Below are 25,786 nucleotides of genomic sequence, written 5' to 3'. Positions count from 1 at the left end.
CAATGAGAGCCTCACGCTCCCGACCCTCGATGGACAGGGGCCGGGAGCTGGCGGGGGGCGCCTGAGATCAATCGGCGGAAGCGATGATGTCGGCGAAGCGCTTCTGCGCCTCTTCGAGGGTCATGTCGGGCTTGGCGAAGAACTCCGAGAACAGGTCCTCCTTCTGCTTCTGGCTGTCCTGCGAGAGCAGCTGGTCCGTCCACGGGATGACCGCGCCCTTGGCCAGGATGGCGAGGCCCTTCTTCATGCAGTCATTGGCCGCGTCGAGGTCGACGTCGCCGCGCACCGGCAGCGAGCCCTTCTTGAGGTTGAAGGCGACCTGGGTCTTGGGATCGAGCAGGGTTTCGGCCAGTACTTCCTGCGCCTTGGCCTTGTCGGCATCCTTGAGCAGCGGGAAATAGAAGGCGTCGCCGCCCGTGGCGATGACCTCGTTCAGGCCAAGGCCGGGAAGACAGGTATAGTCCTTGCCGGCGGTCTTGCCGGCGACCTGGAACTCGCCTTGTGCCCAGTCGCCCATGATCTGGCCGCCGGCCTTGCCGGTGATGACCATGTTGGTGGCCTGGTTCCAGTCCTGCACATTGGTGTTCTTGGCCATCTTGCGCGCATCGTCGGCCGCCTTGAAGACCTTGGCGACTTCGGGACCGGCGGCGAACTTGGCGTCCTTGTCCTTGTAGACCTTGAGGAAGGTGTCGGTTCCGCCGACCGCGGCAAGCAGCACGTCGAAGGCGCCCGATGCCTGCCAGGCCTGCCCACCGACCGCGAGCGGCACGATGCCTGCCTTCTCCAGCGCCGGGGCCGCGGCCACATATTCATTCCAGTTCTTCGGCACCGGCACGCCGGCCTTCTCGAAGGCCGCGTTCGACAGCCACAGCCATTGCCAGGAATGGATGTTGACCGGCACGCAATAGATCTTGCCGCCGATCGTGCAACTGTCGAGCAGGCTCTTGGGCCGCACCACTTCCGTCCATTTGCCCTTGGTGGCGACATCGGTGAGGTCGCGCATCAGGCCGGCCTGCACCAGTTCTTCCGCCTGCCGGCCATGATTGAATTGGGTGGCTCCCATCGGATCGCCGCCCGTGATGCGGCTGATCATGATCGGTCGCGCCGTACCGCCGGATCCGGCGATGGCACCGTCGACCCAGTGATTGCCTGTGGCGTCGAATGCCTTGGCGAGTTCGGCGACCGCCGCCGCCTCGCCGCCGGAGGTCCACCAATGGGTGACTTCCAGATCGGTCGCGGCCGCCGGCCCGGCAACGTTGAGCGCAACTGTCGCGGCAAAGGCAGCGGTCAGGAATTTGTATCGCATTTCGGCTTCCTCCCAGAAATCTGAAACGTTACAGATTTTCGATACGGCAATTGCGCCAATGGTGCAACCCCGGCCGTGCGGGTGACCTTACATTTTTTCGAAGCGCGAATAAATTCTTGGAGCTCGCAACACGCCGCGATTGCAGTGCAAAACGGTCAATTTGCCTGTAAAACTCGGCAAAGTCGCCGCTAAGACAGCCTTCGCCTTGGATTCCCAGGGGAATCTGCCCGCCAGATATCGGTAGCCATACTGGCGCACGACAAGCCGAGATTGGCAATCTGTAACGTTTCAGTATATTGCAACCACACAAGGCCTGAAATCATGCCGGATTGCGGATTGCGGCGATTGCCGACCTGGCCTGCGGCTGCTATGCGCCTGACGGGCGGGAAGAATGGACAAACAGCGGACGAAAAAAACCGAAGAGGCGTCGGCGCAAGAGCGGCCGACGCTGAAGACGCTTGCCTTCATGACCGGGCTCGGCGTCACCACCGTATCGCGTGCCCTGAAGGATGCGCCGGAGATCGGCGCCGAGACCAGGCGCCGCGTCCAGCTCGTCGCCAAGCAGATCGGCTACCGGCCCAACCGCGCCGGCGTGCGCCTCAGGACCGGCAAGACCAATGTCATCAGCCTCGTGCTCAACACCGAGCAGGAGATCATGAGCTTCGTCTCCGACATCATCTATGGCGTCACCGAAGTCATCGCCGATACGCCCTACCACCTGATCGTCACACCCTATTCGCGCTCGCAGGATCCGCTGGACCCGGTGCGCTATCTCGTGGAGACCGGTTCGGCCGACGGTGTCATCATCTCGCGCACGCAGCCGAACGATCCCCGCGCCCGCTACATGCTGGAGCGCGGCATTCCCTTTGCCACGCATGGCCGCACCGATATGGGGCTGGTTCATCCCTACCATGATTTCGACAACTACGCCTTCGCTGCCGAGGCCGTGCGCCATCTCGCCGGCATGGGCCGCCGCCGGCTCGCTTTGGTGACGCCGCCGGCCGGTTTGAGCTACTACCGCCATACGGTCGACGGCTTTGCCGACGCGCTGAGCGAAGTCGGCGCCAGCGAGGTGCCGTTCAACACCATCTCGATCGACCATTCGATCGAACAGATCAGGATGAGGACCGCGCAGCTGATGCGGCGCGATATCAGACCGGACGGCATTATCAGCAGCGCCGCCGCCGCGACGCTCGCCATCGTCGCCGGGATAGAGGATGCCGGCTTCAAGCTCGGCCGCGACGTCGACGTGGTGTCGAAGCAGTCGTCGGATCTGCTGCATCTGTTCCGGCATGAATTGCTGGTCGTCAACGAAGATTTCCGGCTGGCCGGCTCCGAGCTTGCGCGCTCGGTGCTCGGCTGGATCGGCGGCACCGCGCCCGGCTCGCTGCAGAGCCTGAGCGAGCCGAAGGGCGTTGTGGCCTATCGGCGCTCAGGCGACTAACGCGCCGCGCCGCTGCCCCAAGGGCCGTGGAACGCACCCTGCTCGCCGATGCGCTCGAAACCATGCGCACCGAAGAAGTCGCGCTGCGCCTGGATCAGGTTCGAGGTGCCGCGGCCCTGGCGATAGCTGTCGAAATAGGCAAGCGCCGAAGACAGCGCCGGCACCGGCGTCCCGGCTTCGGAAGCCCTCGCCACGATGCGCCGCAGCGACGGATGCGCCTCCTGCATCAAGCTGATGAAAGCCGGCGCCATCAGCAGGTTGGTCGAAGCGCCGCCACTGCTGAAGGCCTCGGCCATTGTGTCGAGCATTTGCGAGCGGATGATGCAGCCGGCGCGCCAGATCTTGGCGATGGTCGGCATCGGCAGGTTCCAGTTGAACTCCTTCGAGGCGCCGGCCATCACGGCAAAGCCCTGCGCGTAAGCAGCAATCTTGCCGGCGAACAGCGCCAGTTCGAGGTCTCTCAGCAGCGTATCCTTGTCGCCAGAAATTTTCGTCACGCCGATATTGCCATAGGCCTTTTCGGCTGCCTGCCGTTCGTCCTTGATCGACGACAGCACGCGCGCCGCCACCGCCGCCTCGATCGCGGTCGCCGGAATGCCGAGCTGCTGCGCCTCGATGACGGACCATTTGCCGGTGCCCTTCTGGCCGGCGCGATCGAGGATGATGTCGACCACCGGCTTGCCGGTCTTCGGATCGTCGGCGGCGAGCACCTTGGCGGTGATCTCGATCAGGTAGGAATTGAGCCGGCCCTTGTTCCAGTTGGAAAATACCGTGCCGATCTCCTTCGGCCCCATGCCCAGGCCATCGCGCAGGATACCGTAGATCTCGGCAATCATCTGCATGTCGGCATATTCAATGCCGTTGTGGATGGTCTTGACGAAATGCCCGGCGCCGTCCGTACCGAGCCAGGCGGCACACGGCTCGTCCTTGAACTTGGCGGAGATGGCGGTCAGCACCTTCTCGACACGCTTCCAGGAGTCTTCGGTGCCGCCGACCATGATCGACGGCCCATGGCGCGCGCCTTCCTCGCCGCCCGAGACGCCCATGCCGATGAAGGTCAAACCCGAGCCGGAGAGCTCGGAGAAGCGCCGCATCGTGTCGCGGAAATTGGCATTGCCGGCATCGATGACGATGTCGTTGGCCGACAGCACGCCGCGCAGCGCTTCGATCTGCTCGTCCACCGGCTTGCCGGCCAGCACCATGATAATGATCGGGCGCGGCGGCCGGATCGCCGCGGCAAGCTCTTCCAGGCTGTAACAGGGGACGACCATGTTCCTGAGCGCACCGGCATTCTCCACGAAGGCGTCGGTGCGTGCCTTGGTGCGGTTGAAGACGGCAATGCGGTGCCCGTGTTCGGCGATGTTCAGCGCCAGGTTGGAGCCCATCGTGCCAAGGCCGATCAGGCCGATTTCGGCTTTTTCCATCGTTTCTTCCCTGCTTTCGGATCGCTTTGTTGAGGCCGTGTTTTGCGGGCGATGATTGACGAGCGTTTCAAGCCGCGTCAACCGCCTCGCCGAATTGTGTTATAGCCGCACGCGGACGTTTCCCGTTCGACAATGGTATCACATCCGTGAGTTACGGCCTGATGTCGATCGGCGCCTCGATCTTCACCACGTCGAAGTCCGAGACCAATATGTCTATGCGCACCGTCCAGCGGCCGGGAACCGGGATCACGAGGTTGTCGACACGCCAACTGCCGTCGCCTGGCTTGGTTGCCGCGCGCTTCAGCGGCTCGATGCCTGAATCGGGCTTCGACAGCACCAGCGTCACTTCCTTGGCATCGAGCGGTCCGAAATCCCCGGTCATGATGATCATCGAGGCGGAAACCGGCCCGGCATGGCCAGGCGTGATGCTGAGATCGGCCATCGCCTGCAGCGCGTGGATGTGGACCGAAACCGGTTGCGCCGCCGCGATCGCCAACGCCCGTGGCGGCGGTGTGAAGCGCCAGCCCGCGGCGACACCGAAGATCGCCAACACGATCAGCACTTCGACGCCGACCGAGCGGGTGAGCCTGCGTTGCACCTCGGTCGCGCCCGCCTCGGCCGAAGCGGTGAGCTTCCAGCGATTGACGGCGGCCAGCGTGAACAGGAAGACCAGCAGCGCGAGCTTGACCAGCAGCAGCCGGCCATAGGCAGTGTCGACCAGCGCCGAGGGCGTCCGCACCTGGATCACGGCCAACACGATGCCCGCCGCGGCAAGCAAGGCGACCACGGGCAGGATGGCCCATGAGAAGCGACGCAGGAATTCGACGGCGCCGGCCGCTTGACGCTTCAGCGCGAGACCGAGCGGCACCAGAGCGCCCGCCCAGAACGCGATACCGGCGCCATGCACGAAAACCAGCGGCCGTGTCAGCCATTGCGGCTCGGCCGCACTTGCGTGGCCGCTTGCGGCAAGTGCCGCGCCCACACCCGCCAGCCCGGCAAGGGCAAGTGGCCTGGCAGCCGCGCGCGGTGCGGCCAGCGACACCAGGCCAAGTCCCAGCGCTATCAGGGCGATCAGCACCGTCCAGCCGAAACTGGTCCCAAGACCGGTGCGCCAGACGACCGGCTGCGCCAGATGGGAGAGCGGCGCGCCGAGCGCATCGAGGCCTTGCAAGCCCAGCGACAGCGGCGCCGCCACCAGTCCGCACAGGATCGCCCCGGCAACAAAGCGCTGACCGGCACGGCCATCCCCGGCCAGCCAGGCAAGGGCGAAAGCGCCGCCAATGCCGAAGAAAAGACCTGCATAGAGAAGGACCTTGCCGATCCAGATCGCTGACCGCAGCGGCCAGTCGATCGCTTCGGAGACGTCCGGCGGCTCGCTTGGCGCACCTATGGAAAACAAGAGCGAGCCGCCGACCGGATGGCCGTCGGCGGAAATGACGCGCCAGCTCAGCACATGCGTGCCCGATTTGAGCGCCCGCGGATTGTCGATCTCGACCGTCTGCTCGCTGAGGCGGAAGGATGTCAGCGCAACCGGCGTGCCGTCGGGCCTCACCAGCGTCAGCACCAGCGGCGAGACCGGCTCGCTGAAGGTCAGCGAGAACCGCGCCGGCGCCTGTGCCAGCACGGCGCCGTCGGCCGGGTCGGTCTTGATCAGCGCCGCATGGGCAAGGGCCTGGCTTGTCGAGGCCATGACGATGAACGCGATGACCATCGCGAAAAGCCCACAGGGCCAGCCGAATCGCTTGCTGGTCGTTGCGGGCCTTTGAAGTGGGGATCTCTCGTTCATGCTGTCGCCATGGAATTGGCGGCGCACCTTGCCGACAGGCGCGCCGCCAGAAAATCATTTCTTCGGCGTGAGCTTGATGCCGGGCGCCGGGTTCTCAAGCGCGTCCTCATCCTGTCCGGCCGCCGGAACCTCTATCCAGCGGGCGGCGGCATCGCCGCATTCCTGCACCACCGGGAAGTAGAGTTTCTGGCCGGCGGGCAAATCCGCCGTCAGCGTCGCCCGGAAGACGAACTCGTCGTAGAATTCATCCGGCAGATTGCCGCCGCTCCAGTCGATTTCCTTCACCCCGTCGGCCACCGCCTGGCCGTAGAGCTGGTACGACTTCTCGTACTTGCCCTTCTTGGTCTGCAGCGTCCAGCCAGGCTTGGGCATCGGCTTGACCGCGATCACCCCTTCCGGAATCTGCACGCGTACGGCGGTCGTCGCCTTGCCGTCGCAACCATGCGGCACGCGCAGCACTGCCTTGTAGGTCGAGCCGACCGCCGCCTCCTGGGTCTCGAGCGTGATGTGCGGGAAGGCGGCATTTGTCCCCAGCACGAGAAACGCGCCGGCCGCCAAAAGATATCTGATCATGATGGTCCCTCTAGAATCCTGATCGGTACGACGGTCGGTTCAATCATTGTCTTCTTGAGGCGCCGCGCTGCCCATGGCTTGCACGGCGAATTTGATCGTCACCGTCCCGGCCTTTTCGAAGGTCAGCGTGGCGGCGAACATCTCGCCTTGCTTGGGTGGCTGCTTCAAATCCATGAACATCACATGATAGCTGCCGGGACCCAAAACGACCTTGCCGCCGGCCGGAATTTCGAGACCACCGGTGACCGGCCGCATGGTCATCACGCCGTCCTTGACGCCCATCTCGTGCAGTTCGGCCTTTTCCGAGATGTCGGAGGTAATCGACAGCAACCGGTCCGGCGTGCTGCCATTGTTGGTGATGGTGAAATAGCCGCCGGCCACCTTGGCGCCGGTCGGCGTGGCACGCGACCACGGATGCCCGATCTCGAGATCACCGAGTTTGAATTCATGCGCCAGGACAGTCTGGACGCCGCCGAGCATGATCACGAAAGCCAGGGCGGCAACGCCGAAACGTTCCTGGACGCGAGACAGAATGCGGCTGAACAAAGTGCCCGCCGCTATACGGAAAGAATGGGACATGGTTGCTCCATGACGTGATGATCGCGCCGTCGCCGGTCGCGAATGGTTTTGATCTTGGATGAGTACGCTCGCGAAAGGTTCCGCAAGCAAGCAGGCTCAACCCGCCAGCGGCGGCGCGCGCGGGTTCGACGGGGAGCGTTCGCGGGCGAAGTCGAGATGCGTGGCCGCCGGGAAGACAAAGGCGACGGTCTCGAAGGAAAAGGACGCAAGTGCAAGCCCGGCATCGGGCGGCGGCGCATAGGCCGGCGAAAACATGCTGCAGCCAAGTATGCAGCAGGCCGGCAGGTGGGACGGATGCTGGTCGCCGCCGGGAAGCTGGGAGGCGCCGTCGTGGGTACAGATGACGTTGCCGAAGGCGTCGAGCTGCGCGGCACTCGACACGGTGCTGAAGGCGAACGCACCAAGTGTCGACTGGAGCAACAGCAAATAGGCCGCGACAAGCGCGACCGGAATGCTCCACCGTCTCCCCGGGCCGATCAAGCCATCTGCCTCTTCAAACAATCGATGACGATACCTAGCACGGCCGAGACAGGTCGAAAATCGCCAATTCGCTGCTGCGGCAACGCGGCAGGATCAGCTCTTTTGGGGTTGCCGGCTTTCCGGGATCGAGGTCAGCAATGTCTGGCGTGCCGACTTCAGATGCTTGCGGCAGGCTGCATCGACCTTGCCGAGGTCGCGCGACTTGAGTGCCTCGATATAGAATAGATGCTCGCCGATCGCGACTTCGTTGCGCTCGCGTTCCTGCGCCTTGTTCCACTGGTAATGGTAATGGAAGATCATGGCGATGACGTCGTAGAAATCAACGATGAAGCGGTTGTGCGATGCGCGATGGATGAGCCGGTGGAAGCGCTCGTCCAGCTCCGAGAACTCATTGAAGCGCATTGCGATCTCGCGCGCCAGAGCGCGGTGTTCCTCCTCCAGCCGGTCGAGATCCCCCCAGACCGGACTATCCCGCGGCAGCGCGGTGAACGCGGCGGCCGAGCGCAATTCGAATATCTCGCGGATCTCGGTCAGTTCCAGCGCGAAGGCGCGTGTAAAACCTTTCAGCACCCAATGGCTGTTGCGGCGTTTCTCGATCAGGCCGAAACGGGAGAAGCGGATCAGGAACTCGCGCACGCTGGTGGTGCCGACACCGATCTCACGCGCCAGTTCGAGCTCGTTGATCTGCATGCCGGCCTCGGCGCCGCCGGCAAGCAGCCTCCGCATGAACGACCGCTCGATGATCTCGGCCAGTGTGTCGGTCTCTTCCTCGGGGAAGAAATCGTCGGGATGCGGGTCGCGCAGCACCGTCTTGGCGCGCTTGTTCCAGGCGATCAGCCCGGTTTCCTCCATACGCGCCAGGATGCTGCGCACGGTCGTGCGGCTGACGCCGAGCAGCGCGCCCAGCTCGGGTTCCGACGGCAGGCTGCGCGTCTCGTCGAGCAGCCTGAGGCACCGGTTGTAGGCATCCTTGTAGACGTTGTTGCTCTTCGACATCCCTGACCCATTCATCCCCGCGCTTGCGGCGGCCGGCTTGAAGCGCAATATGATCTTCCCAGGACCCTGAAAGCAGGAATCGCTTTCACTGGGCCAGGCTCATTGTTTCCAGCGCCACCAAGGGCCGACCCGAGCGAAAAAACAATTGACGCAAAACTGTTTTTTCACGATAAAAGACATTATCTCTTAACAGGCGCGTGTCAATCCGCGCATCCCAGGATCACCCAGGAAACGCCCGTGAACGCCTCGAACACCATTCTTCTATCTCCAGCCGACAATGTCGCCGTTGCCAATGGCCGTATCGAGATCGGCACCACGCTGCCGGACGGCGCGCTCGCTGCCGCCGTCATCGAGCCTGGCCACAAGGTGGCGATCAAGCCGATCGCCGCGGGTGAAGCCGTGGTCAAATACGCCCAGGCGATCGGCCGCGCCACACAGGACATCGCGCCGGGCGAGCACGTCCATTCGCACAATCTGGTTTTCGAGGCCGGCCGGCTGCCGGTGGTGCCGCCGAGCGAAGCCGAGCACGCAACCGAAGCTGACCGCGCCCGCACTTTCATGGGCTATCGCCGAGCCGATGGCCGCGCCGGCACGCGCAACTTCATCGGCATCATCGCCAGCGTCAATTGTTCGGCCACCGTCTGCCATTCGATCGCCGACACGGCCAACAGGACCTTGCTGCCGAAATATCCCGGCATCGATGGCTTCGTGCCGATCGTCCATGGCCAGGGTTGTGGCATGAGCGGTACCGGCGACGGCATGATGGTGCTGCACCGGACCTTGGCCGGCTATGCCCGCCATCCGAATTTCGGCGGCGTGCTGATGGTCGGCCTCGGCTGCGAGGTCAACCAGCTCACCCTCTACGGCCAGAAGGGTGCCGCCGCCGGCAAGCGCCACTTCAACATCCAGGATGCCGGCGGGTCGCGCAAATCGGTGGAAAAGGCGATGGGCGTGCTGGCCGAGATATCAGAGGAAGTCGGCCAGTTGAAGCGCGAGCCGATTCCGGTCAGCGAGATCGTCGTCGGCCTGCAATGCGGCGGCTCCGACGGCATGTCTGGCATCACGGCCAATCCGGCGCTGGGCGCGGCGGTCGACATTCTCGCTGGCGTCGGCGGCATCGGCATCCTCTCCGAGACGACGGAAATTTATGGCGCCGAGCATCTGCTCGCCTATCGCGCGGCGACGCCCGAGGTCGCCAAGAAGCTCGATGGCTATGTGAAATGGTGGGAAGATCACGTCGCCAAGCATGGCGCCTCGATCGACAACAACCCCTCGCCCGGCAACAAGCGCGGCGGCCTCACCACCATCCTGGAAAAGTCGCTCGGTGCCGTCGCCAAGGGCGGCCAGACGCCGCTCAACGGCGTGTTCGGCTACGCCGAGAAGGTCACCGGCAACGGGCTGGTGTTCATGGACACGCCCGGTTACGACCCGGTCTCGGCCACGGGACAGGTCGCGGGCGGCGCCAATGTCATCGTCTTCACCACCGGCCGCGGTTCCTGCTTCGGCTGCCGGCCGACACCCTCGATCAAGGTCGCCACCAACTCGACCATGTATCACCAGATGGAAGAGGACATGGACGTCAATTGCGGCGTCATCGCTTCCGGCGAAAAGACAATTGCCGGGATGGGCCGCGAGATCTTCGAACTGATCGTCGAGACGGCTTCGGGCCGCAAGACCAAGAGCGAGGATTTTGGCTACGGCGACAACGAGTTCGTGCCCTGGCATCTCGGCGCGACACTCTGAAATTCAAGCAATATCTGATAAACTTGCCGGGCTGGACAACGGCCGGGAACGGGGAGGTTGTGCATGGAAAGACGCCGCATCGGCCAGACAGCGCTGGAGGTCACAGAGATCAGCTTTGGCGGCGCCGCGATCGGCGGCCTCTACCGCGCCTGTTCGCGCGAGGCGGCGATGGAAACGCTGCAAGGCGCCTGGGAGGCGGGCTTGCGCTATTTCGACACCGCGCCCTTCTACGGTTTCGGCCTGTCGGAGCGTCGCTTCGGCGACTTCTTGCGCTACAAGCCACGCGATTCCTACGTGCTTTCGACCAAGGTCGGCCGCCTGTTCCGCCCGGTGCCGGAAGACCAGGTTCCCGACCACTCCTATGTCGATCCGTTGCCCTTCGCGCTGGACTACGACTATTCGTATGACGGCATTATGCGGTCGGTAGACTTCAGCTATGCGCGCCTCGGGCTAAACAGGATAGACATCCTGTATGTGCACGACATCGGCGTCTACACGCATGGTGTCGAGAAGACCAAGCTGCATTTCCGCCAGCTGATGGATGGCGGGCTCAAGGCGCTTGAGGAGTTGAAGCGGGCCGGTACGATTTCCGCCTATGGGCTCGGCGTCAACGAAGTCCCAATCTGCCTTGACGTGATGCGCCGGGCGCCGCTCGACTGCATCCTGCTCGCCAGCCGTTATTCCTTGCTCGACCGCAGCGCGGAAGCCGAACTGCTGCCGCTGTGCCGTGCGCAACAGACGTCGCTGGTGATCGGTGGCGTTTTCAACTCGGGCATATTGGCGACCGGGCCGGTGCAAGGCGCCCATTTCGACTACCAGCCCGCCAGCCACGATGTGCTCGACCGCGTCGACGCCATGGAGAAGATCGCCGGTGAAGGCGGTTATCCGCTGCCGGCGGCCGCGTTTCAGTTTCCCTTGCACGAGCCAGCCGTCGCCACCGTGCTGACCGGCACGGCAAAATTGGCGAACCTGACGCGCAACCTCGAACTGCTCGATATCGACGTGCCGGAGACGGAATATGCCAAGTATCGTCCCTACACGGTGGTGCAGGAACTGGCTTGAGGCCCCGTACTTCGCGATGTCCATAGGGTCAGGGGCCGACTTCACAATGTCGCGATCCAGAAAAGAACGAACATTCCATATTGACTGGCATATGGAATTAATATTCCATACGTTCTCGGAACGGAAACGGGAGCGCCTGACTACGACAAGGGAAGGAGCCGCGCTGGTAGGCGAGGCATTCTCAGGCCTTTGGAGGACGGACTGGAAACACCGCTTGCATCGGCTGGATCGATGCACTATCAAAACAGTGCAACTGTTTTTTATTGATAAAGTTCCGTTTGGGCCACGCCTATCCGAACGGAGCTAAACCTTCACCAGGCGACTTAGGGAGGAACCTAATGAAATTCGTGACCAGCCTTCTCAACCGCCGCGCTTTCGTGGCCCTGGCAGCAGCATCGATGCTTGCCGGCGCGATGCATTCCGCGCCCGCCTCGGCGGCCGACGTGACCATTCCGATCATCGTCAAGGATACGACCTCTTTCTACTGGCAGATCGTTCTGGCCGGCGCCCGCAAGGCCGGCAAGGATCTCGGCGTCAATGTGCCGGAGCTTGGCGCCCAGGCCGAAACAGACGTCAACGGCCAGATCTCGATCCTCGAAAACGCCGTCGCCAGCAACCCGGCCGCCGTCGTCATCTCGCCGACCGAGTTCAAGGCGCTCGGCAAGCCGATCGACGAGGCGGCCTCCAAGGTCAAGGTCATCGGCATCGACTCTGGCGCCGACTCCAAGGCCTTCACCTCCTTCCTGACCACCGACAACGTCCAGGGCGGCCGCGTCGCCGCTGACGGTCTCGCCGCCGCCATCGGTGCCGCCAATGGGGGCAAGGTCGAAGGCAAGGTCGCGCTGATCACGGCGCTTCCCGGCGCTGGTTCGCTCGAGCAGCGCAAGCAAGGCTTCATCGAACAGATCAAGGCCAAGTATCCGGGCCTCGAGCTTATCGCCGACAAATACGCCGACGGTCAGGCCACCACCGGCCTCAACATCGCCACCGACCTGATCACCGCCAATCCCGACCTCAAGGGCATCTTTGCCTCCAATCTGATCATGGCGCAGGGCGTCGGCCAGGCGATCGCCGAGAACAACCTTGCCGGCAAGGTCGGGCTGATCGGCTTCGACAGCGACGAGAAGCTGATCAAGTTCTTGAATGATGGCGTCATCTCCGGCCTCGTCGTCCAGGACCCGTACCGGATGGGCTACGACGGCATCAAGACCGCACTCGCCGCGTCGAAGGGCGAGAAGGTCGAGGCGAATGTCGACACCGGCGCGAACCTCGTTACCAAGGCCAATATGAAGGATCCCAAGATCGACGCGCTGCTCAACCCGAAGCTCAAATAAGCAGCGTCGCGACAATCGTTTCCGGGGCGGCGTCGCCCCGGAAACATCCATCGGACGATTTGGAAATTCGCCTGCGTGCTTTAGGCTCCGCCTTCAAGATGCGTGTTCAAGACGCATCGCTGCGTACCCAACGATTGAGACCAATCTGGGAGGATTGTTATGACGTCGACGGCGCAGGAACTGCACCCGGCCCCTACGCTGCAGCCGGGCAGGACGATCCTCGAACTCAACGGCCTCGAAAAGCGCTACCCCGGCACCCATGCGCTGAAGCCGGTGCACCTTGCCTTCAAGGCGGGCGAGATCCACGCCATTGTCGGCGAGAACGGCGCCGGCAAATCGACCCTCATAAAACTTCTGACCGGCGTCATGCCGCGTACCTCCGGCGAGGTCATCTGGGAGGGCAAGCCGGCGGCTTTGGCCACCCCGCACGAGGCGATGGCGCTGGGCATTAACGCCGTCCACCAGGAGGTGGTGCTGTGCCGCCATCTCACCGTCGCCGCCAACATGTTCTTAGGCGAGGAGGAGTCCCGCTTCGGCCTCCTGCAACAGCGCGCCATGGTCAAAGACGCGCAGAGGATCATCAACGGCCTCGGCTTCGACCTACCGGCGCATGTCATGCTCGGTGACCTCACCATCGGCCAGCAGCAGCTGATCGCGGCCGCCCGCGCCACCGTGCGCGGCACCAAGTTCCTGATCTTCGACGAGCCGACCGCCTACCTGACCCGCAAGGAGGCCGACCAGCTCTTCACCTTGATCCGCCGGCTGAAGTCGGAGGGCGTGACGATCATCTATATCAGCCATCGCATGGAGGAAGTGTTCGAGCTCGCCGATCGTGTTTCGGTGCTGCGCGACGGCACGCTGGTCGGCACCAGGAACATCAGCGAGACCAATGACGCCGAACTCGTCAAGCTGATGATCAACCGCTCGATCGAACAAATCTACCACAAGGATCATTTCACTCCGGGTGCCGCGATCGTCGAGGCCAGGAACCTCTCGGGCAAGGGCTTCGAAAACGTGTCGATGACAGTCCGTGCCGGCGAGATCGTCGGGCTCTACGGCCTGATCGGCGCCGGACGCAGCGAATTCGTCACCACGCTCTACGGCCGGCACAAGAAGTCGGCCGGCCAGGTCCTGTGGGAAGGTAAGGATGTCCAGATCAACTCCGAGCATGACGCGATCAAGCTCGGCATGGCGCTGGCGCCGGAAAGCCGCCGCGACCAGGGCCTTTGTCTCAACCTGCCGGTTGGCCTCAACCTCAACCTGCCGATCTACAAGCGCATCTCCCGCAACCTGTTGATCTCGAACGCGAAAGAGAAGGCCGAGGCCGACCGCCAGATCGCCGGCCTCAGGATCAAGACGCCGACGCGCCATGCGTTGGCTTCCAGCCTTTCGGGCGGCAATCAGCAGAAGATCGTCATCGGCAAATGGCTGGCCCACGGCGCCAAGCTGTTCATCTTCGACGAGCCGACGGTTGGCGTCGATGTCGGCACCAAGGCCGAAATCTACCGCCTGTTCAGCGCGCTCTTGTCAAAGGGCGCCGGCATCATCCTGATCTCATCCTATTTGCCGGAAGTCTATGAACTGGCCGACACGCTGCACGTGTTCCGCCGCGGCAAGCTGGTGGCCACGCACGGCTTCCACACCGCCGATCATGAGGACATTCTCACACAGGCGCTCGCCGAGAAACAAGAAAAGTTGGGAGGAAAGACATGAGCACCGAGGCGATTCCTGCCGAAAAACCGAAGCGCAATTACAACGCCCTGTTCGGACTGACGCTGCTGGCGCTGCTGGTGCTGCTGTGGGTCATCCTGTCGTTATCCACATCGAGCTTCGCGTCGGCCAACAACATCTCGAATCTGCTGCGCCAGGGTTCGATGATCGCCATTTTGGCTGTCGGCCAGACCTTCGTCATCATCACCGGCGGCATCGATCTGTCCGTCGGCGCGGTGGTCGGTTTCGCAACCGTCATCGCCGCGATGTTGATCAATGCCGGCGTCCCGGTCTTCCTCGCCATCCTGCTCACCTTGCTGGTCGGCGTCGCCATCGGCCTCTTCCATGGTTTTGGCATCGTCAAGATGGGCCTGCCGCCTTTCATCATCACGCTGGCGACCCTGACGTCGCTGCGCGGCATTGGCCTCTTGATGACCAACGGCAATTCGATTTCGATCAACAATGATGCTTTCCAGGAATTCTCGCGTAACTCCTTCCTCGGCGTCCCCAATCTGTTCTGGATGGTCCTGCTGGTCGGCATACCCGCCTATGTCTTCCTGCATCACAGCCGCTGGGGCCGGTATCTGTTCTCGGTTGGGTCGAACGCCGAGGCCTCGCGCCTGTCCGGCGTTAACGTCCAGCGCACCATCTTCATGGCCTACACGCTGTCAGGTCTGTGCGCGGCGTTCGTCGGCGTGCTCTTGGCTTCGCGCATCGGCATCGGCAACCCGACCCAGGCCGAAGGGTGGGAACTGCAGGCGATCGCCTCGTCGGTGATCGGCGGCACCTCACTGTTCGGCGCCGTCGGCTCGGTGCACGGGCCACTGCTCGGCGCGTTCATCCTGGCGACCATCAACAACGGCGCCAACCTGCTCAACGTCAACGCCTTCTGGCAGCGTGTCATCACCGGCGTGCTGATCATCGTCATCGTCTATTTCGATGGCCTGCGCCGCCGCGGCGGCAAGTAGTCAACGAACCGAAAAACGAACTCCGGCTCAGTATCAAAACGGGCCGGCGTTTTCGTAAACCCAAATTGGACCGAACCATGAAAGCCGTCGTCTGCCGCTTGCCCGGCGAACTCATTCTGGAAGACCGTCCCGCTCCCGGCTCGCCGCCTCCCGGCTGGGCACTGGTGGCGGTCAGCCATGTCGGCATCTGCGGCACCGACTATCACATCTTCGAGGGCAAGCACCCGTTCCTCGCCTACCCCCGCATCATGGGCCACGAAGTGTCTGGCACCGTCGTCGAAGTCGGCGAAGGAGCCGGTCTTGCGGTCGGCGAACCGGTGATCATCAACCCCTATCTCTCCTGCGGCAAATGCATCGCCTGCCGCCACGGCAAGCCCAATTGCTGTGTGCGCATCGAAGTGCTCGGCGTGCATCGCGATGGCGCCATGTGCGAACAGATCCTGGTGCCGACGCAGAACCTCTATCCCACCAACGGCCTGTCGCTCGCCGACGCCGCCGCCGTCGAATTCCTGGCCATCGGCGCCCATGCCGTGCGCCGCGCGCGTTCCGAGCCCGGTGCACGCACGCTGGTCATCGGCGCCGGTCCGATCGGCCTCGGCACCGCCATCTTCGCCCGCATCGCCAGGCTCGACGTCAGCTTGCTCGACATGAGCAGCGAAAGGCTGGGCTTCGCGTCAAGCGAGCTCGGCTTCTCGGTCCTTGACGGCTCACAAGCGCCGGTTGCCGATCTGGTGCGCGACGCGACTGGTGGCGAAGGCTTCGACGTGGTCTTCGACGCCACCGGCAACACCTCCTCGGTGCAATCGGCCTTCGCCCATGTCGCGCATGGTGGCACGCTGGTGCTGGTCAGCGTCGTCAAGGACGACATCGTCTTTTCCGATCCCGAGTTCCACAAGCGCGAGATGACGCTGGTCGGCAGCCGCAATGCGCTGCGCGCCGATTTCGATCATGTCGCCGCCTCGATCCGCAATGGCGCCGTGCCGCTGGCCAAGCTCGTCACCCACCGCACCACGCTGACCGATACGCCAGGGGATCTCGCACGCTGGGTCCATGAAAAGTCGGGCCTGATCAAGGCCGTGATCGAGATCGGATAGCCGGGCGTTACAGCGCCGACAGCTTCAGCTCCACCCGCTCCGCGGGAAAACGTGACTCCGAAAACTGGATCGGCTGGCCGTCGGGCGTGACGTTGACCGCCACCGTGACCAGCACGATGGCGCCCGGCTGCAGATCGAGATCGGCAAGATCGGCGGCGTCGGCATGGCGCGCCGAGAGCACGGTCGATTGCCTGAGATAATCGTCGATACCGAAACGCGCGAGCGACGCGGTGATCGAACCGGTCTGCGCCATCGCCTCGTCGATGCCGGCAAAGCGTCTGGCATCGAACCAGCTGGCAGCACGCGACACGGACCGTCCGTCGGCCTCGCCGCGTGTTTCCAGCCGCATCACGTCAGCGCCCCTGGCAAGGCCAAGACCCTCGGCGACACGCTGGCTGGCCGGCTCGATCGATGAAGAGAACAGCACGATGTGTCGTTCCGACGTCTGCCCCTGCAGGCCCGCCGAGAAGCGCGTACGCGCGCCGATCGGATAGGACAGCCGCTTGCGCGACAAGACGAACGTGCCGCGCCCTTGCTCGGCCCGCAGCACCCCCTCCTGCACGAGGGCCGATATGGCGCTTCGTACGGTGTGACGGTTGACGCCATAGCGCTCGGCCAGCGCGACTTCGGGCGGCAGCGCGGCATTTTCGGCGAAATCGCCAATGGCAATCGCTTGCAGGATCCTGTCGGCGATCTGGCGCCATAGTGAAACACCGCTGCGCCGCTCGATGCTGTCGGCCACTTGCTGCCCGATCATGTTTGCCCCCGGCCTGTCACGCACCCGTCATGGACTCGCGTTAGGTAATATGTATAATTTGTATAGTTGTCTATATCAATAGACAAATCTGCGAAGAGGAAAGTTGCCGATGCGAGGACAGGAAGCCCGCGACCAGGCCGAGCGCAAAGCCGCCATGGCGACGCTGGCGCAATCCAGCGGCGACGACATCGTCCGGCTCTGGAACGAGGCCGGCCTGCCTTCGCAAGCCGAGCTGCTGCGCGGTCCCGAGACTGGCCTGGTCACGCTGCGTGGCCGCATCGGCGGCGGCGGCGCCCCCTTCAATGTCGGCGAAGCGACCGTCACCCGCGCCACGGTCCGGCTGCCGTCAGGACAGGTCGGTCATTGCTACGCGCTTGGCCGCGACAAGCAGAAGGCGAAGCTGGCGGCCATCGCCGACGCGCTCTGGCAGGACCCTGCCCGCCGCGCCGAGGTCGAGACCAGGCTCATTGCGCCCTTACGCTCGGCTCTGACCGTTGCCCACGAAAAACGCCGTGCCGAGACGGCGGCGACGAAAGTGGATTTCTTCACCATGGTTCGCGGAGAAGATTGATGGATATCGCGGCACAATCGATCGAGGGCGGTTTCGCCGATCCGGTCTTCAACGCACAGACCGTGTTTCGGGCAGTCATGGACGCCATGGCGCGGCCGGGCAGCGTCCAGCCCTTGCCGGGCCTGGCCCGCCCGCCGGCGCCGCTTTCGGCAACATCAGGCGCCATTGCACTGGCGCTCTGCGACAACGACACGCCGCTCTGGCTCGACCCGGCCTTGCACGCCTCCGCAGCGATCGGCTCCTGGCTTGGTTTCCACACCGGTGCGCCGCTTGCCAACACACCGGCCGACGCGCATTTCGCGTTTGTTGCCACACCGGCCGAGATGATGGCGCTCGACGGTTTTTCACAAGGCACGCAGGATTATCCCGATCGATCGACGACGCTGATCCTGCAGGTCGGCGATCTCACTTCAGGAACCCCGCTGTTGCTCGAAGGCCCCGGCATCGAAACCAGCGCCACGATCGCGCCGGCACAAATGCCGCGCCATTTCGTCGAGCAGTGGAAGCAAAACAACAAGCGCTTTCCGCGCGGCGTCGACATCGTCCTCGCCACATCGGAAGGCGTAGCCTGCCTGCCGCGCACGACGCGCATCAAGACGATGGAGGCTTGAAGATGTATGTCGCGGTAAAAGGTGGCGAAGCCGCCATTGCCAACGCCCACGGCCTGCTTGCCGACCGCCGGCGCGGTGACCGCTCGGTGCCCGCGCTCCGCCTCGACCAGATCGTCGAGCAGCTGGCGCTGGGCGTCGACCGGGTGATGAGCGAAGGCTCGCTCTATGACCGTGAACTCGCCGCACTCGCCATCGTCCAGGCGCGCGGCGACATGATCGAAGCGATTTTCCTGGTGCGTGCCTACCGCACCACGTTGCCGCGCTTCGGCTACACCAGACCGATCGACACCAGCGCGATGCTGGTCGAACGGCGCGTCTCGGCGACCTACAAGGACCTGCCTGGCGGCCAGCTGCTTGGCCCGACCTTCGATTACACGCACCGCCTGCTCGACCCCGAGCTTGCCGCCGGCGCCGATGTCGCCGAACCGCTGCAGCGCGCCGGCAGCGCCGAGCCCATGCCGCGTGTCTCGGCCATCCTCGCCCGCGAAGGCCTGATCGAGCCCGATGGCGACATGCCGCAGGATCACATCCCCGGCGACATCACCCGCGAGCCGCTGGAATTCCCGATGGCGCGCGACATCCGCCTGCAGGCGCTGTCACGCGGCGACGAGGGTTTCCTGCTGGCGCTCGGCTATTCCACGCAGCGCGGCTACGCCCGCAACCATCCCTTTGTCGGCGAGATCCGCATAGGCGAGGTCGAGTTGGAGCTTGACGTTCCCGAACTGCCCTTCGCGGTGCCGCTCGGCACGGTGCGGGTCACCGAATGCCAGATGGTCAACCAGTTCAAGGGTTCGGCCAAGGCGCCGCCGCAATTCACCCGCGGCTATGGCCTCGTCTTCGGCCAGAGCGAGCGCAAGGCGATGGCCATGGCGCTCTGCGACCGGGCGCTACGCGCCTCCGAGTTGGGCGAGGACGTCGTTGCCGCCGCGCAGGACGAGGAGTTCGTCATATCGCATTCCGACAATGTCCAGGCGACCGGCTTCGTCGAGCATTTGAAACTGCCGCATTATGTCGACTTCCAGGCCGAACTCGACCTCGTGCGCCGCATGCGCGCCGAGTATGAGGCCCGCGAAAATCCAGCGAAGGCGGAAGAAACGAAGGAGGCAGCGGAATGACTGCGCAACCGACCGACATCGCCACCTACAACTTCGCCTATCTCGACGAACAGACCAAGCGGATGATCCGCCGCGCGATCCTCAAGGGCATCGCCATTCCTGGCTACCAGGTGCCGTTCGCCTCGCGCGAAATGCCGATGCCCTACGGTTGGGGCACCGGCGGCGTCCAGGTCACCGCCTCGATCATCGGCCCCGACGACGTGCTGAAGGTCATCGACCAGGGCGCCGACGACACCACCAATGCTGTGTCGATCCGCGCCTTCTTCAAGAAGGTCGCCAATGTCACTGTCACCACCGATACCGCCACCGCCAGCATCATCCAGACCCGCCACCGCATCCCCGAGCATCCGCTGACCGCCGGCCAGGTGCTGGTCTACCAGGTACCCATTCCCGAGCCGCTGCGCTTCCTCGAGCCGCGCGAGACCGAAACGCGCAAGATGCATGCGCTGGAGGAGTATGGCCTCATGCATGTCAAGCTCTATGAGGACATCGCCAAGCACGGCCGCATCGCCACCACCTATGCCTATCCGGTCAAGGTCGAGGGCCGTTATGTCATGGACCCCTCGCCGACGCCGAAGTTCGACAATCCCAAAATGCACCGCTCGCCGGCCTTGCAGCTGTTCGGCGCCGGCCGCGAAAAGCGCATCTACGCGGTGCCTCCCTTCACCGATGTGGTGAGCCTCGACTTCGAGGACCATCCGTTTCAGGTGCAGACTTTCGACCAGCCCTGTGCGCTCTGTGCGGCCGAGAACGTCTATCTCGACGAGGTCATCCTCGACGACCATGGCGGCCACATGTTCGTCTGCTCCGACACCGACCACTGCGAGAAGAGGCGCGAAGAGGGCCATCGCGGCCACCTTGCCCCCGAGACCCATCTGGCGCCAGCAAACATGGAGCCGGCCCAATGACCGACGAACCGCTGTTGCGCGTCTCGGCGCTCTCCAAATTCTACGGCTCGCGCGTTGGCTGCGACAACGTCTCCTTCGACCTGTGGCCCGGCGAAGTCCTGGCTGTCGTCGGCGAGTCCGGTTCCGGCAAGACCACGCTGCTCAACTGCCTGTCGACGCGGCTGCTGCCTTCCTCCGGCACCGCCAGCTACCGCATGCGTGACGGCCAGTTCCGCGAACTCTACCGCATGAGCGAGGCCGAGCGCCGCTTCCTGATGCGCACCGACTGGGGCTTTGTCCATCAGAACCCCGCCGATGGCCTGCGCATGACGGTTTCGGCCGGCGCCAATGTCGGCGAGCGTCTGATGGCGGTCGGAGACCGCCATTATGGCAAGATCCGCGCCACTGCGGTCGACTGGCTGTCGCGCGTCGAGATCGAGGAAGACCGCATCGACGACGAACCCCGCGCCTTTTCCGGCGGCATGCGCCAGCGCCTGCAGATCGCCCGCAATCTCGTCACCGGGCCACGGCTGGTGTTCATGGACGAGCCGACCGGCGGCCTCGATGTTTCCGTGCAGGCCCGCCTGCTTGATCTCCTGCGCGGTCTGGTCACCGACCTTGGTCTTGCCGCGATCGTCGTCACCCACGACCTTGCCGTGGCGCGGCTTCTGTCACAGCGCATGATGGTGATGAAGGACGGCCGCGTGGTCGAAAGCGGCCTCACCGACCGTGTGCTCGACGATCCGCGCGCGCCCTACACGCAATTGCTCGTTTCCTCGATACTTCAGGTGTGACGATGGCACCAGGTCACCCCCATCTGCCAGGCGCATTTTGCAACGTTGGAGATTGGCGAAACCGCCCGACACCGCCCCTTCTCCCCGTCACTATACGGGGAGAAGTGCCCGGCAGGGCGATGAGGGGCGACGCTGACGTGGCGGGAACGCGCGCTGTGGACGCTTATGCTGTCCCGTTAGCCTCGCCCTGCCCAAAGCAACTTCTCAACCGGACCTCGGCGCTGCCCCTCATTGTCCTGCCGGACATTTCTCCCCGTATAGTGACGGGGAGAAAGAGCCGTATCCTCCCGCCGACCGACGACAATTGGAGAACCTTCTGATGCCGACCCCTCTCGTTGTCTCCGACGTCGCCAAGAGCTTCACCATGCATCTTCGCGACGGCATCAAGCTGCCTGTCGTCTCCGGCGTCTCCTTCTCCATCAAGGCGGGCGAATGCACCGTGCTCGGCGGCCCCTCCGGTGCCGGCAAGAGCTCGATCCTGAAGATGCTCTACGGCAACTACGCCGTCGACGAAGGCCAGATCATCGTCACGCACGAGGACGGGTTGATCGATCTCGCCCATGCCAGCCCGCGCACCGTGCTTTCCGTTCGCCGGCAAACGATCGGCTATGTCAGCCAGTTCCTGCGCACCGTGCCGCGCGTCTCGGCTCTCGATGTCGTCGCCGAGCCGCTGGTCGAACGCGGCGAGCAGCGCGAGGCCGCCCGAGCCAAGGCCCGCGCCTTGCTGGCCCAGCTGAACCTGCCGGAAAAACTCTGGATGCTGCCGCCGGCAACCTTCTCCGGCGGCGAGCAGCAGCGCGTCAACATCGCGCGCGGCTTCATCACCGAGCATCCGATCCTGCTGCTCGACGAGCCGACCGCATCGCTCGACGCCACCAACCGCGACGTGGTGATCGAACTCATCGCCGCCAAGAAGCTGGCCGGCGTCGCCCTGCTCGGCATCTTCCACGACCACGATGTGCGCGAGGCGGTGGCCGACCGCATCATCGACGTCACCGCCTTCGCCCCGGGAAAACTCGCCGCATGACCAGGAAATTGTCGGAGACGCCGCTGGTCCACCCCTCAGCGGAGGTGCACAACTCGACGCTCGGCCGCTGGACCGAGATCGCCGACCGCAGCCGGGTGTCGGAAAGCGAACTCGGCGACTATTCCTACATGATGCAGGACTGCGCCGTCTGGTGCGCGACCATCGGCAAGTTTGCCAACATCGCGGCAAGCGTGCGCCTCAACGCCACCAACCATCCGACCTGGCGGCCGACGCTGCACCACTTCACCTACCGCGCGTCGGACTATTGGGATGACGCCGAGCATGAGAGCGAATTCTTCGCTGAGCGTCGCGCCAAGCGCGTCACCATCGGCCACGACACCTGGCTCGGCCACGGCTCGACCGTCCTGCCTGGCGTGACCGTCGGTGACGGTGCCGCGGTTGGCGCCGGAGCGGTCGTCTCCAGGGACGTCGCGCCCTACACCATCGTCGCCGGTGTGCCGGCCAAACCGATCCGCGAACGCTTCGACCGCCGCACCGCCGAACGCTACCAGGCGCTTGCCTGGTGGGATTGGGACCATGCCAGGCTGCGAGCCTCGCTCGACGATTTCCGCGAACTGTCCGCCGAGGCGTTCCTGGAGAAGTACGAGGGATAGGACAATTCCAGGAAAAGGGAGAACCGGTTTTCCTGGAATTGTGTCAGGTGAAGAGACATAGCCGCCCACATCATCGTCATATGGCGGCCCTGTTCATATCCCTGACACAGGACTCGGACAGGACGCCATCTCCCAAGGAGATCGCCATGCCCGACACTGTCAGACCCTCGCTCGCTGGATTCTTTGCCGGCTCCAATCCGATGCCGCCGACACATCTCGGCACGCGTTATGACACTTCCGGCAATTTCCTGATCGAACCCGGCAATACCGTCGTCAGCCATCTGGTCAGCGGCTCACCATCGGAAGCCGTTGTGCTTGCGGTGCGCGATCGGATGATGGCGATGCCGGACGCCGACCGCCTCGCCTTCACGCCGGTTTCCAGCCTGCACATGACGCTGTTTCAGGGTATCATCGAATATCGCCGCCGCTTGCCCTTCTGGCCGCGGGACGTGCCGCTCGACACCGGCATCGACGCCATGACCCGCCTCTATCTGGAGCGCCTGAGAGGCTTCCAGGGCGCCGGCCCGTTCAATATCAAGGTGGTCGAGATCGTGCCGACCGGCCTCACCGTTGCCGGCGCGACCGACGAGGATGTGCGCATCATGCGTGCATGGCGCGATGCACTGGCTGTGCCGTTCGGCTACCGGCACCCCGACCATGAGGCCTACGTCTTCCACGTCACCTTCGCCTATCAGATCCAGCGTCTCGCCGACGACAGGGCTGCTGCCTGGCAGGCGCTGTTCGATGAGAGCCTGGCGCTTTTCGGCCGGGAGGCCCCGGTGATCGAGATCAAGCCGCCCGCCTTCTGCGCATTCCGCGACATGAAGCATTTCGAGGAATTGCTGGTGCTCGGCTGATCGCCAGCAGGACGCGGCCGTCGTATCTGTGGAGCGTAACAAAACTGACATGCTGGCGACATGGCAGGTTCATGTGGCTGCGTTAGGCGAGTGCCTGACGATCAATATGGACCGGACTGGAACCAGCCCATGTCAGCAAGCTCTGCCACGCTCGAAATCCGCGGTGTCAGCCGACGATTTGGCAAGAACACCGCCGTCAGCGACGTCAACATCTCGATCCCGCAGGGGCAGATGGTTGGTGTCATTGGTCGTTCGGGCGCGGGCAAATCAACTCTGCTTCGCATGATCAACCGTCTTGTTGACCCCAGCCAGGGGTCGATTTTTTTTGACGGCGCCGAGGTTTCCCGGTTGCGCGGGTCGCCGCTGCGCCGCTGGCAGCGCGACTGCGCCATGATCTTCCAGCAATTCAACCTGGTGCCGCGCCTCGACGTGCTGACCAACGTACTGCTCGGCAAATTGAACCACCGTTCGACCCTGTCCAACCTTCTCGGCATGTTTTCGCGCGCCGAGTGCGCGGAAGCGGTCGCCGCGCTCGAGCGGCTCGACATCGCCCGCACCGCACTTCAGCCCGCCGGCACCCTGTCGGGCGGACAGCAGCAGCGGGTTGCCATCGCCCGCGCCATGATGCAGCAGCCCAGGGTGATCCTGGCCGACGAGCCGATCGCCTCGCTCGACCCGCTCAATGCCAAGGTGGTGATGGATTCGTTGCAGGACATCAATCTGCGCGAAGGCATAACCGTCGTCACCAATCTTCATACGCTCGATACCGCCCGCACCTATTGCAACCGCATCATCGGCATGGCTGCCGGCAAGGTCGTCTTCGACGGGCCGCCCGAAGAGCTCAACCGCGAAGCTGTGCGTCTTGTCTACGGCGCTGACAGCAATGGCGGCGAGATATCGGAGACCATCACCTCCACCAGCGCTGCCTTCAAGCAGAAAATCGCCGCATCCGCCGGACCGCTCGAACCCGCATTCCCGGGATACTGAGCCCGTTACGGGCCAGTAGCGAGCGCCTGGATCGTCCGCCCGCGTCAAGGGCACTTGTCAAGATCAAGAACGCTGCCGGCGCGGGGCCGGAACTTACAGGAGAGACATCAATGTTCAGGAAGATGGTTTTCGGCGCCGTTTCGGTGCTCGCCATGGCCACCAGCATTGCCCACGCCGCCGACATGAAGGAATTTCGCGTCGGCATTCTCGGCGGCGAAAACGAAACCGACCGGCTGCGCAACTACCAGTGCCTGGCCGACCACCTGAAGACCGAGTTCGGCTTCGAGAAGGTTTCGCTGTTTCCCGCCGCCGACTATGACGGCGTCATCCAGGGCCTGCTCGGCGGCACGCTCGACTTCGCCGAACTCGGCGCCTCCGGCTATGCCAGCGTTGTCCTGAAGGACCCGAAAGCCGTCACCCCGATCCTCACCACCAAGCAGACCGACGGCGCCACCGGCTATTATTCGATCGGCCTGGCGCTGAAGACCTCGGGGATCACCGACATCAAGTCGGCCAAGGGCAAGAAGCTTGGCTATGCCGATCCGGATTCGACTTCCGGCTATTTGATCCCGCTGACCCAGATTCCGAAGGACACCGGCGCTTCGAACGAGACCTTCTTCGCTTCGACCCAGTTCAATGGCGGCCACGAAAACAACGTTCTGGCCGTGCGTGATGGCAAGGTCGACGTCGCGGTTGACGATTCCTCGGGCATCGGCGACTTCAAGAACGGCTACACCTCCGGCACTTTCCACAAGGAAGTCGCCAAGGGCGCCGTCGACCCCAACGACTTCGTCGAAGTCTGGCGCTCGGGCCTGATCCCGAACGGCCCGCTGGTCGTGCGCACCGCGCTCGGCGACGACATGACCGCCAAGCTGACCGCCTTCTTCACTGATCTGCCCAAGAAGGACAAGGCTTGCTTCGAAGGCGTCGAAGGCGGCGATTTTACCGGCTACGTTCCGGTGAAGCCCGACTTCTACAACGTCATCGTCGAAGCCCGTAAGGCAGCCATCGGCGGCTAACGGCGAAATCGGAAGGGGCGGTGTTCAAAACACCGCCCTTTTTGCATC

The 25,786-nt window shown here is 63.8% G+C and carries 25 protein-coding genes; 17 read left to right on the top strand and 8 right to left on the bottom strand.

Annotation, left to right across the window (positions count from 1 at the left end):
- Positions 1-67 precede the first annotated feature (67 nt).
- Positions 68-1,306, bottom strand: coding sequence for an ABC transporter substrate-binding protein (locus EN850_RS06055; protein ID WP_135929386.1), 1,239 nt, complete (start codon positions 1,304-1,306; stop codon positions 68-70).
- Positions 1,307-1,697: 391 nt separating this feature from the next.
- Between EN850_RS06055 and EN850_RS06050 the strand changes: the two genes are divergently transcribed.
- The gene (locus EN850_RS06050) at positions 1,698-2,750 is read left to right on the top strand and encodes a LacI family transcriptional regulator (protein WP_127872343.1); all 1,053 of its coding nucleotides are present in this window, start codon (positions 1,698-1,700) and stop codon (positions 2,748-2,750) included.
- Here EN850_RS06050 and gndA read toward each other — a convergent pair.
- The 6 genes from gndA to EN850_RS06020 form a co-directional block, all read right to left on the bottom strand.
- Positions 2,747-4,174 carry an NADP-dependent phosphogluconate dehydrogenase gene (gene gndA / locus EN850_RS06045; protein WP_136090835.1) on the bottom strand — a complete coding sequence of 476 codons (1,428 nt, stop codon included), beginning with the start codon at positions 4,172-4,174 and terminating at the stop codon, positions 2,747-2,749. The two genes, EN850_RS06050 and gndA, sit on opposite strands and share 4 nt — an antisense overlap.
- Positions 4,175-4,325: 151 nt before the next feature.
- Complete coding sequence (locus EN850_RS06040) at positions 4,326-5,885, bottom strand: copper resistance CopC/CopD family protein (RefSeq protein ID WP_136090834.1); 1,560 nt, start codon at positions 5,883-5,885, stop codon at positions 4,326-4,328.
- 129 nt (positions 5,886-6,014) lie between these two features.
- Positions 6,015-6,533, bottom strand: a complete 519-nt coding sequence (locus EN850_RS06035) for a YcnI family protein (protein WP_127872340.1) — start codon at positions 6,531-6,533, stop codon at positions 6,015-6,017.
- A 39-nt stretch (positions 6,534-6,572) separates the two neighbouring features.
- Positions 6,573-7,112 (bottom strand): copper chaperone PCu(A)C, encoded by a 540-nt coding sequence (locus EN850_RS06030; protein ID WP_127277046.1) that lies wholly within the window; start codon positions 7,110-7,112, stop codon positions 6,573-6,575.
- A 96-nt stretch (positions 7,113-7,208) separates the two neighbouring features.
- Positions 7,209-7,565 carry a DUF2946 family protein gene (locus EN850_RS06025; RefSeq protein ID WP_136090998.1) on the bottom strand — a complete coding sequence of 119 codons (357 nt, stop codon included), beginning with the start codon at positions 7,563-7,565 and terminating at the stop codon, positions 7,209-7,211.
- A 120-nt stretch (positions 7,566-7,685) separates the two neighbouring features.
- Entirely contained in the window at positions 7,686-8,588 is a 903-nt protein-coding gene (locus tag EN850_RS06020; RefSeq protein WP_136090833.1) for a GntR family transcriptional regulator, read from the bottom strand.
- A 237-nt stretch (positions 8,589-8,825) separates the two neighbouring features.
- On the opposite strand from EN850_RS06020, the gene EN850_RS06015 reads away from it, so the two are divergent.
- The 6 genes from EN850_RS06015 to EN850_RS05990 all read left to right on the top strand — a co-directional run bounded on the left by EN850_RS06015 (position 8,826) and on the right by EN850_RS05990 (position 16,499).
- Positions 8,826-10,331: an altronate dehydratase family protein gene (locus EN850_RS06015; RefSeq protein WP_136090832.1), complete on the top strand. Its 1,506-nt coding sequence runs from the start codon at positions 8,826-8,828 to the stop codon at positions 10,329-10,331.
- Between the two features lie 63 nt (positions 10,332-10,394).
- Positions 10,395-11,393, top strand: coding sequence for an aldo/keto reductase (locus EN850_RS06010; protein WP_127277040.1), 999 nt, complete (start codon positions 10,395-10,397; stop codon positions 11,391-11,393).
- A 338-nt stretch (positions 11,394-11,731) separates the two neighbouring features.
- Positions 11,732-12,727, top strand: a complete 996-nt coding sequence (locus EN850_RS06005) for an ABC transporter substrate-binding protein (protein WP_127872337.1) — start codon at positions 11,732-11,734, stop codon at positions 12,725-12,727.
- A 159-nt stretch (positions 12,728-12,886) separates the two neighbouring features.
- On the top strand, positions 12,887-14,440 hold the full coding sequence (locus tag EN850_RS06000; RefSeq protein WP_135881438.1) for a sugar ABC transporter ATP-binding protein: 1,554 nt from the start codon (positions 12,887-12,889) through the stop codon (positions 14,438-14,440).
- The gene (locus EN850_RS05995; protein ID WP_027144667.1) at positions 14,437-15,405 is read left to right on the top strand and encodes an ABC transporter permease; all 969 of its coding nucleotides are present in this window, start codon (positions 14,437-14,439) and stop codon (positions 15,403-15,405) included. Before EN850_RS06000 ends, EN850_RS05995 begins: the two co-directional genes overlap by 4 nt.
- Positions 15,406-15,482: 77 nt before the next feature.
- Positions 15,483-16,499 (top strand): zinc-binding alcohol dehydrogenase family protein, encoded by a 1,017-nt coding sequence (locus EN850_RS05990; protein WP_136090831.1) that lies wholly within the window; start codon positions 15,483-15,485, stop codon positions 16,497-16,499.
- Between the two features lie 7 nt (positions 16,500-16,506).
- Here the strand turns inward: EN850_RS05990 and phnF are convergent, their stop codons facing one another.
- Positions 16,507-17,256 (bottom strand): phosphonate metabolism transcriptional regulator PhnF, encoded by a 750-nt coding sequence (gene phnF / locus EN850_RS05985; protein WP_136090830.1) that lies wholly within the window; start codon positions 17,254-17,256, stop codon positions 16,507-16,509.
- Between the two features lie 109 nt (positions 17,257-17,365).
- Here phnF and phnG point away from each other — a divergent pair, with 109 nt between their 5' ends.
- The 10 genes from phnG to phnD all read left to right on the top strand — a co-directional run bounded on the left by phnG (position 17,366) and on the right by phnD (position 25,738).
- Positions 17,366-17,827 carry a phosphonate C-P lyase system protein PhnG gene (gene phnG, locus EN850_RS05980; RefSeq protein ID WP_127279888.1) on the top strand — a complete coding sequence of 154 codons (462 nt, stop codon included), beginning with the start codon at positions 17,366-17,368 and terminating at the stop codon, positions 17,825-17,827.
- Entirely contained in the window at positions 17,827-18,438 is a 612-nt protein-coding gene (gene phnH, locus EN850_RS05975) for a phosphonate C-P lyase system protein PhnH (protein WP_135865809.1), read from the top strand. Before phnG ends, phnH begins: the two co-directional genes overlap by 1 nt.
- A gap of 2 nt (positions 18,439-18,440) precedes the next feature.
- Complete coding sequence (locus tag EN850_RS05970) at positions 18,441-19,553, top strand: carbon-phosphorus lyase complex subunit PhnI (protein WP_136090829.1); 1,113 nt, start codon at positions 18,441-18,443, stop codon at positions 19,551-19,553.
- Entirely contained in the window at positions 19,550-20,461 is a 912-nt protein-coding gene (locus EN850_RS05965; protein ID WP_136090828.1) for an alpha-D-ribose 1-methylphosphonate 5-phosphate C-P-lyase PhnJ, read from the top strand. The genes EN850_RS05970 and EN850_RS05965 overlap by 4 nt, the downstream gene beginning before the upstream one ends.
- Entirely contained in the window at positions 20,458-21,234 is a 777-nt protein-coding gene (gene phnK / locus EN850_RS05960; RefSeq protein ID WP_015315654.1) for a phosphonate C-P lyase system protein PhnK, read from the top strand. The genes EN850_RS05965 and phnK overlap by 4 nt, the downstream gene beginning before the upstream one ends.
- A gap of 319 nt (positions 21,235-21,553) precedes the next feature.
- Positions 21,554-22,261, top strand: a complete 708-nt coding sequence (gene phnL, locus EN850_RS05955; protein ID WP_127277885.1) for a phosphonate C-P lyase system protein PhnL — start codon at positions 21,554-21,556, stop codon at positions 22,259-22,261.
- Positions 22,258-22,875, top strand: coding sequence for a DapH/DapD/GlmU-related protein (locus EN850_RS05950; RefSeq protein WP_135865817.1), 618 nt, complete (start codon positions 22,258-22,260; stop codon positions 22,873-22,875). The genes phnL and EN850_RS05950 overlap by 4 nt, the downstream gene beginning before the upstream one ends.
- Positions 22,876-23,021: 146 nt before the next feature.
- Positions 23,022-23,732: a DUF1868 domain-containing protein gene (locus tag EN850_RS05945; RefSeq protein ID WP_136090827.1), complete on the top strand. Its 711-nt coding sequence runs from the start codon at positions 23,022-23,024 to the stop codon at positions 23,730-23,732.
- A 129-nt stretch (positions 23,733-23,861) separates the two neighbouring features.
- Entirely contained in the window at positions 23,862-24,719 is an 858-nt protein-coding gene (phnC, locus tag EN850_RS05940; protein WP_127277888.1) for a phosphonate ABC transporter ATP-binding protein, read from the top strand.
- Between the two features lie 110 nt (positions 24,720-24,829).
- Positions 24,830-25,738 carry a phosphonate ABC transporter substrate-binding protein gene (phnD, locus tag EN850_RS05935; protein ID WP_136090826.1) on the top strand — a complete coding sequence of 303 codons (909 nt, stop codon included), beginning with the start codon at positions 24,830-24,832 and terminating at the stop codon, positions 25,736-25,738.
- Positions 25,739-25,786 lie beyond the last annotated feature (48 nt).

The sequence above is a fragment of the Mesorhizobium sp. M8A.F.Ca.ET.207.01.1.1 genome (assembly GCF_004794715.1).
GTDB lineage: Bacteria > Pseudomonadota > Alphaproteobacteria > Rhizobiales > Rhizobiaceae > Mesorhizobium.
Note: the sequence above shows the minus strand (reverse complement) of the source record. Positions and strands in the feature narration are given on the sequence as shown.

Bases quoted from the DNA above. Each gene is read 5' to 3' on its own strand.
- EN850_RS06030 (WP_127277046.1), bottom strand. From the start codon at position 7,112: ATGTCCCATTCTTTCCGTATAGCGGCGGGCACTTTGTTCAGCCGCATT.
- EN850_RS06050 (WP_127872343.1), top strand. From the start codon at position 1,698: ATGGACAAACAGCGGACGAAAAAAACCGAAGAGGCGTCGGCGCAAGAG.
- EN850_RS05950 (WP_135865817.1), top strand. From the start codon at position 22,258: ATGACCAGGAAATTGTCGGAGACGCCGCTGGTCCACCCCTCAGCGGAG.
- EN850_RS06005 (WP_127872337.1), top strand. From the start codon at position 11,732: ATGAAATTCGTGACCAGCCTTCTCAACCGCCGCGCTTTCGTGGCCCTG.
- phnG (WP_127279888.1), top strand. From the start codon at position 17,366: ATGCGAGGACAGGAAGCCCGCGACCAGGCCGAGCGCAAAGCCGCCATG.
- EN850_RS05970 (WP_136090829.1), top strand. From the start codon at position 18,441: ATGTATGTCGCGGTAAAAGGTGGCGAAGCCGCCATTGCCAACGCCCAC.
- phnK (WP_015315654.1), top strand. From the start codon at position 20,458: ATGACCGACGAACCGCTGTTGCGCGTCTCGGCGCTCTCCAAATTCTAC.
- EN850_RS05965 (WP_136090828.1), top strand. From the start codon at position 19,550: ATGACTGCGCAACCGACCGACATCGCCACCTACAACTTCGCCTATCTC.
- EN850_RS06035 (WP_127872340.1), bottom strand. From the start codon at position 6,533: ATGATCAGATATCTTTTGGCGGCCGGCGCGTTTCTCGTGCTGGGGACA.
- EN850_RS06020 (WP_136090833.1), bottom strand. From the start codon at position 8,588: ATGTCGAAGAGCAACAACGTCTACAAGGATGCCTACAACCGGTGCCTC.
- EN850_RS05995 (WP_027144667.1), top strand. From the start codon at position 14,437: ATGAGCACCGAGGCGATTCCTGCCGAAAAACCGAAGCGCAATTACAAC.
- EN850_RS05990 (WP_136090831.1), top strand. From the start codon at position 15,483: ATGAAAGCCGTCGTCTGCCGCTTGCCCGGCGAACTCATTCTGGAAGAC.
- phnF (WP_136090830.1), bottom strand. From the start codon at position 17,256: ATGATCGGGCAGCAAGTGGCCGACAGCATCGAGCGGCGCAGCGGTGTT.
- EN850_RS06000 (WP_135881438.1), top strand. From the start codon at position 12,887: ATGACGTCGACGGCGCAGGAACTGCACCCGGCCCCTACGCTGCAGCCG.
- EN850_RS06055 (WP_135929386.1), bottom strand. From the start codon at position 1,306: ATGCGATACAAATTCCTGACCGCTGCCTTTGCCGCGACAGTTGCGCTC.
- phnL (WP_127277885.1), top strand. From the start codon at position 21,554: ATGCCGACCCCTCTCGTTGTCTCCGACGTCGCCAAGAGCTTCACCATG.
- phnH (WP_135865809.1), top strand. From the start codon at position 17,827: ATGGATATCGCGGCACAATCGATCGAGGGCGGTTTCGCCGATCCGGTC.
- EN850_RS06040 (WP_136090834.1), bottom strand. From the start codon at position 5,885: ATGGTCATCGCGTTCATCGTCATGGCCTCGACAAGCCAGGCCCTTGCC.
- EN850_RS05945 (WP_136090827.1), top strand. From the start codon at position 23,022: ATGCCCGACACTGTCAGACCCTCGCTCGCTGGATTCTTTGCCGGCTCC.
- phnD (WP_136090826.1), top strand. From the start codon at position 24,830: ATGTTCAGGAAGATGGTTTTCGGCGCCGTTTCGGTGCTCGCCATGGCC.
- gndA (WP_136090835.1), bottom strand. From the start codon at position 4,174: ATGGAAAAAGCCGAAATCGGCCTGATCGGCCTTGGCACGATGGGCTCC.
- EN850_RS06010 (WP_127277040.1), top strand. From the start codon at position 10,395: ATGGAAAGACGCCGCATCGGCCAGACAGCGCTGGAGGTCACAGAGATC.
- phnC (WP_127277888.1), top strand. From the start codon at position 23,862: ATGTCAGCAAGCTCTGCCACGCTCGAAATCCGCGGTGTCAGCCGACGA.